This is a genomic window from Acinetobacter genomosp. 33YU (assembly GCF_001990725.1).
GTDB lineage: Bacteria > Pseudomonadota > Gammaproteobacteria > Pseudomonadales > Moraxellaceae > Acinetobacter > Acinetobacter seifertii.
In genome coordinates, this window is the sequence record NZ_LFZQ01000019.1 from 1 (window position 1) to 5,510 (window position 5,510).

At 48.7% G+C, this 5,510-nt stretch carries 2 tRNA genes and 3 rRNA genes; all 5 read right to left on the reverse strand.

What is annotated here, in order from left to right:
• Positions 1–8: 8 nt before the first annotated feature.
• The 5 genes from rrf to AC056_RS18440 all read right to left on the reverse strand — a co-directional run bounded on the left by rrf (position 9) and on the right by AC056_RS18440 (position 5,336).
• Positions 9–123: ribosomal RNA gene (rrf, locus tag AC056_RS18420) — 5S ribosomal RNA — on the reverse strand.
• A gap of 177 nt (positions 124–300) precedes the next feature.
• Positions 301–3,191 (reverse strand): 23S ribosomal RNA (locus tag AC056_RS18425).
• A 340-nt stretch (positions 3,192–3,531) separates the two neighbouring features.
• A tRNA-Ala gene (locus AC056_RS18430) sits at positions 3,532–3,607 on the reverse strand.
• A gap of 55 nt (positions 3,608–3,662) precedes the next feature.
• Positions 3,663–3,739, reverse strand: a tRNA-Ile gene (locus AC056_RS18435).
• Between the two features lie 59 nt (positions 3,740–3,798).
• Positions 3,799–5,336 (reverse strand): 16S ribosomal RNA (locus tag AC056_RS18440).
• The 16S, 23S and 5S rRNA genes sit together here with 2 tRNA genes alongside, the layout of an rRNA operon.
• Positions 5,337–5,510: the final 174 nt, after the last annotated feature.

Below are 5,510 nucleotides of genomic sequence, written 5' to 3' on the forward strand. Positions count from 1 at the left end.
GAATAATGAGCTGGCGATGACTTACTCTCACATGGGTAACCCCACACTACCATCAGCGCTAAGAGGTTTCACTTCTGAGTTCGGGAAGGGATCAGGTGGTTCACTCTTGCTATGGTCGCCAGCACAACTGTTTATGGATACTTGCTTTGGTCTTATTGATTGCCGAAGCGTTTTCCAAATCTTTACAGATAGGCTGATTGAATCTGACTTGTTCATTTTATCTAGTGGAGTAACTAAATCAAGTTTGTTTGTCGATTTATGAATCGATTGATGCTTTATATACAACTGCTTGGGTGTTGTATAGTCAAGCCTCACGAGCAATTAGTATTGGTCAGCTTCACATATCACTATGCTTCCACATCCAACCTATCAACGTCCTAGTCTCGAACGGCTCTTTAGAGGAATAAATTCCTAGGGAAATCTTATCTTGAGGTAGGCTTCCCGCTTAGATGCTTTCAGCGGTTATCCCTTCCGAACATAGCTACCCGGCGATGCGACTGGCGTCACAACCGGTACACCAGAGGTTCGTCCACTCTGGTCCTCTCGTACTAGGAGCAGATCCTCTCAAATTTCCAGCGCCCACGGTAGATAGGGACCGAACTGTCTCACGACGTTCTAAACCCAGCTCGCGTACCTCTTTAAATGGCGAACAGCCATACCCTTGGGACCTGCTTCAGCCCCAGGATGAGATGAGCCGACATCGAGGTGCCAAACACCGCCGTCGATATGAACTCTTGGGCGGTATCAGCCTGTTATCCCCAGAGTACCTTTTATCCGTTGAGCGATGGCCCTTCCATACAGAACCACCGGATCACTAAGACCTACTTTCGTACCTGCTCGACTTGTGGGTCTCGCAGTTAAGCGCGCTTTTGCCTTTATACTCTACGCGTGATTTCCGACCACGCTGAGCGCACCTTCGTACTCCTCCGTTACTCTTTAGGAGGAGACCGCCCCAGTCAAACTACCCACCAGACACGGTCCTCGTCCCGGATAACGGGACAGAGTTAGAACCTCAACATTACCAGGGTGGTATTTCAAGGACGGCTCCATTGGAACTAGCGTTCCAACTTCAAAGCCTCCCACCTATCCTACACAAGTAAGGTCAAAGTTCAGTGTCAAGCTGCAGTAAAGGTTCACGGGGTCTTTCCGTCTAGCCGCGGGTACACTGCATCTTCACAGCGATTTCGATTTCACTGAGCCTCTGCTGGAGACAGCGCCGCCATCATTATGCCATTCGTGCAGGTCGGAACTTACCCGACAAGGAATTTCGCTACCTTAGGACCGTTATAGTTACGGCCGCCGTTTACTGGGGCTTCGATCAAGAGCTTCGCTTACGCTAACCCCATCAATTAACCTTCCAGCACCGGGCAGGCATCACACCCTATACGTCCACTTTCGTGTTTGCAGAGTGCTATGTTTTTAATAAACAGTTGCAGCGGCCTGGTTTCTGCGGCTGTCATCAGCTCAGGAAGCAAGTTCCATCACCAACAACAGCGTACCTTCTCCCGAAGTTACGGTACCATTTTGCCTAGTTCCTTCAGCAGAGTTCTCTCAAGCGCCTTGGTCTACTCGACCTGACCACCTGTGTCGGTTTCGGGTACGATTCCTGTGTAACTGAAGCTTAGAGACTTTTCCTGGAAGCATGGTATCAGCCACTTCACTGTACAAGTACAGCTTGCTATCGGATCTCAGTATAGAGTACCCCGGATTTGCCTAAGATACATACCTACATCCTTCCACCTGGACAACCAACGCCAGGCTGACTTAACCTTCTCCGTCCTCTCATCGCATTACACAGAAGTATTGGAATATTAACCAATTTCCCATCGACTACGCCTTTCGGCCTCGCCTTAGGGGTCGACTCACCCAGCCCCGATTAACGTTGGACTGGAACCCTTGGTCTTTCGGCGAACGGGTTTTTCACCCGTTTTGTCGTTACTCACGTCAGCATTCGCACTTCTGATACCTCCAGCATACTTCTCAATACACCTTCATCGGCTTACAGAACGCTCCCCTACCACTTGACTAATGTCAAATCCGCAGCTTCGGCACATAGTTTTAGCCCCGTTACATCTTCCGCGCAGGCCGACTCGACTAGTGAGCTATTACGCTTTCTTTAAAGGGTGGCTGCTTCTAAGCCAACCTCCTAGCTGTCTATGCCTTCCCACATCGTTTCCCACTTAACTATGATTTTGGGGCCTTAGCTGGCGGTCTGGATTGTTTTCCTCTTGACTACGGACGTTAGCACCCGCAGTCTGTCTCCCGGATAGTACTCATAGGTATTCGGAGTTTGCATCGGTTTGGTAAGTCGGGATGACCCCCTAGCCGAAACAGTGCTCTACCCCCTATGGTATTCGTCCGAGGCGCTACCTAAATAGCTTTCGGGGAGAACCAGCTATCACCAGGCTTGATTAGCCTTTCACCCCTATCCACAAGTCATCCCCTGGCTTTTCAACGACAGTGGGTTCGGTCCTCCAGTTAGTGTTACCCAACCTTCAACCTGCTCATGGATAGATCGCCTGGTTTCGGGTCTATACCCAGCAACTAAACGCCCTATTAAGACTCGATTTCTCTACGGCTCCCCTATACGGTTAACCTCGCTACTGAATATAAGTCGCTGACCCATTATACAAAAGGTACGCAGTCACCGAACAAGTCGGCTCCCACTGCTTGTATGCATGCGGTTTCAGGATCTATTTCACTCCCCTCACAGGGGTTCTTTTCGCCTTTCCCTCACGGTACTGGTTCACTATCGGTCAGTCAGGAGTATTTAGCCTTGGAGGATGGTCCCCCCATATTCAGACAAGGTTTCACGTGCCCCGCCCTACTCGTCATCATTATGTGTGCCCTTTCGTGTACGGGAATATCACCCTCTACGTTCGCACTTCCCAGAGCGTTCCACTAAAACACACATAACTTAATGGGCTGATCCCCGTTCGCTCGCCGCTACTGAGGGAATCTCAATTGATTTCTTTTCCTAAGGGTACTGAGATGTTTCACTTCCCCTCGTTCGCCTTGCAACACTATGTATTCATGTTGCAATACCTACCTTAAAGTAGGTGGGTTCCCCCATTCAGAAATCTCCGGATCACAGGATATTTGCCGCCTCCCCGGAGCTTTTCGCAGGCTATCACGTCTTTCATCGCCTCTGACTGCCAAGGCATCCACCACATGCACTTAATTACTTGACTATACAACCCCAAACAGTCGATGTTACCTACAAGTTAGTAACTTCAACATTTCAGTTCAGAGTACTGTGTACTTAAACACTGTACAGCTTCAATCTAAATTCATATACCAAAACGCTTGATTCAGTTAATTTGCTAGTTCTCAATTCATTCAGATTAATTGCTTAATCTAAACTCTTGAGTGAACAATTTATTTCAGACTCAATTTTGCCAATCTGTTAATGAATAAACACGCCTTCGTCAGGTCATGCTTAATACCGTGATACTTAAATCACAGAAGTTAATAAACCAAGACCGAAATCTCTATTTACTAATTTCTGTAATCCGAACTTCTCTTAAGTTCTGGTGGAGACTAGGAGAGTCGAACTCCTGACCTCCTGCGTGCAAAGCAGGCGCTCTACCAACTAAGCTAAGTCCCCAGCTTACATCATCAGTTATGTATCTTTTATCTATAACTTCAACCAGTCAAAGTCATGGTGGGTCTGACAAGACTTGAACTTGTGACCCCACGCTTATCAAGCGTGTGCTCTAACCAACTGAGCTACAGACCCTCAGATACATCTATGAAGAACAACTTGTTGTGGATTCTTACCAATCGTCAATCTTTCGTTAAGGAGGTGATCCAGCCGCAGGTTCCCCTACGGCTACCTTGTTACGACTTCACCCCAGTCATCGGCCACACCGTGGTAACCGCCCTCTTTGCAGTTAGGCTAGCTACTTCTGGTGCAACAAACTCCCATGGTGTGACGGGCGGTGTGTACAAGGCCCGGGAACGTATTCACCGCGGCATTCTGATCCGCGATTACTAGCGATTCCGACTTCATGGAGTCGAGTTGCAGACTCCAATCCGGACTACGATCGGCTTTTTGAGATTAGCATCACATCGCTGTGTAGCAACCCTTTGTACCGACCATTGTAGCACGTGTGTAGCCCTGGCCGTAAGGGCCATGATGACTTGACGTCGTCCCCGCCTTCCTCCAGTTTGTCACTGGCAGTATCCTTAAAGTTCCCGACATTACTCGCTGGCAAATAAGGAAAAGGGTTGCGCTCGTTGCGGGACTTAACCCAACATCTCACGACACGAGCTGACGACAGCCATGCAGCACCTGTATGTAAGTTCCCGAAGGCACCAATCCATCTCTGGAAAGTTCTTACTATGTCAAGGCCAGGTAAGGTTCTTCGCGTTGCATCGAATTAAACCACATGCTCCACCGCTTGTGCGGGCCCCCGTCAATTCATTTGAGTTTTAGTCTTGCGACCGTACTCCCCAGGCGGTCTACTTATCGCGTTAGCTGCGCCACTAAAGCCTCAAAGGCCCCAACGGCTAGTAGACATCGTTTACGGCATGGACTACCAGGGTATCTAATCCTGTTTGCTCCCCATGCTTTCGCACCTCAGCGTCAGTGTTAGGCCAGATGGCTGCCTTCGCCATCGGTATTCCTCCAGATCTCTACGCATTTCACCGCTACACCTGGAATTCTACCATCCTCTCCCACACTCTAGCTAACCAGTATCGAATGCAATTCCCAAGTTAAGCTCGGGGATTTCACATTTGACTTAATTAGCCGCCTACGCGCGCTTTACGCCCAGTAAATCCGATTAACGCTTGCACCCTCTGTATTACCGCGGCTGCTGGCACAGAGTTAGCCGGTGCTTATTCTGCGAGTAACGTCCACTATCTCTAGGTATTATCTAAAGTAGCCTCCTCCTCGCTTAAAGTGCTTTACAACCATAAGGCCTTCTTCACACACGCGGCATGGCTGGATCAGGGTTCCCCCCATTGTCCAATATTCCCCACTGCTGCCTCCCGTAGGAGTCTGGGCCGTGTCTCAGTCCCAGTGTGGCGGATCATCCTCTCAGACCCGCTACAGATCGTCGCCTTGGTAGGCCTTTACCCCACCAACTAGCTAATCCGACTTAGGCTCATCTATTAGCGCAAGGTCCGAAGATCCCCTGCTTTCTCCCGTAGGACGTATGCGGTATTAGCATCCCTTTCGAGATGTTGTCCCCCACTAATAGGCAGATTCCTAAGCATTACTCACCCGTCCGCCGCTAAGATCAGTAGCAAGCTACCTCTCTCCGCTCGACTTGCATGTGTTAAGCCTGCCGCCAGCGTTCAATCTGAGCCATGATCAAACTCTTCAGTTAAAATCATTTTGCACCTTATTTAAAGACAAGGTGCCAATTCTGGCTCATCAATTACTGACTTAAATTTCGCTCAAATAAACTTCGAGTAATTTAAACCAATCAATCAATGAAAATTATTTCGATTAATCAATCAGTAAAAATCCACACAAGTTGTTCTTCAATTCTCTTAATGAT